The sequence below is a fragment of the Desulfatitalea alkaliphila genome (genome assembly GCF_022968795.1).
In the GTDB taxonomy this organism is placed as follows: domain Bacteria; phylum Desulfobacterota; class Desulfobacteria; order Desulfobacterales; family Desulfosarcinaceae; genus Desulfatitalea; species Desulfatitalea alkaliphila.
Genome location: NZ_JALJRB010000088.1, coordinates 1 through 718, shown reverse-complemented (window position 1 = coordinate 718; position 718 = coordinate 1). Strand labels below are relative to the sequence as shown.

Sequence of the window (718 nt, the reverse complement as noted above, 5' to 3'; positions counted from 1 at the left end):
CGTTCTGTCCCAAATTCTGCAAGTTACTCACTGTGCGCCGATTCCTAAAACATCGTTGACAAAAGGCACACATTGGCTTATATTTCAACCATGAAATATTTGACTTGGAACCTGGAAAAAAATGAGCTGCTAAAAGCAGAAAGGGAAATTTCCTTTGAGGAGATTGCATTGTTGATTGAGGCTGGGAATATTCTTGGAATAGAGGAAAATCCAGGACGTCCTAATCAAAAAATATATATTTTGGAAATCGATAATTATGCTTACATCGTCCCTTTCGTTGAAAGTGAGAATGAAATTTTTCTCAAAACAGCTTTTCCAAGTCGAAAATACACAAAGCGTTTTGGTTTAAAGGGGGAATTATGAAAAAATTGAACAAAAAGGCATTTGAGCCATTAGATAAGGAAGAAAGCGATTTGATGAAATCACTCGAAAATGATGAGTGGAAGCCTGTTAAGGATCTCAAGCAACATAAAAAGGACGCTGTTGAAGCCGCTCGTAATACACTAAAAAAGGAAAAACGCATTAATTTGCGCTTATCTCAAAAAGATTATCACCAAATCCAGATAAAGGCAGTTCAGGAAGGTATTCCTTATCAGACGCTTATTTCAAGTATTATCCATAAGTATTTAAACGGCTCATTATCGCAGAAGCAATAATAGGAAACAGAACCTTGGTTTTCACCGGATCGCTGATAGATCGTCGCGCCCGGTGAAACCAT

General features: G+C 37.5%; 2 protein-coding genes. Both read left to right on the top strand.

Going from position 1 to position 718, the window contains the following annotated elements; all coding sequences use genetic code 11:
* The first annotated feature begins 90 nt into the window (after nt 1-90).
* Nucleotides 91-363 (top strand): DUF4258 domain-containing protein, encoded by a 273-nt coding sequence (locus tag MRX98_RS21850; RefSeq protein WP_246915313.1) that lies wholly within the window; start codon nt 91-93, stop codon nt 361-363.
* The gene (locus tag MRX98_RS21845; RefSeq protein WP_246915308.1) at nt 360-656 is read left to right on the top strand and encodes an antitoxin; all 297 of its coding nucleotides are present in this window, start codon (nt 360-362) and stop codon (nt 654-656) included. The genes MRX98_RS21850 and MRX98_RS21845 overlap by 4 nt, the downstream gene beginning before the upstream one ends.
* Nucleotides 657-718 lie beyond the last annotated feature (62 nt).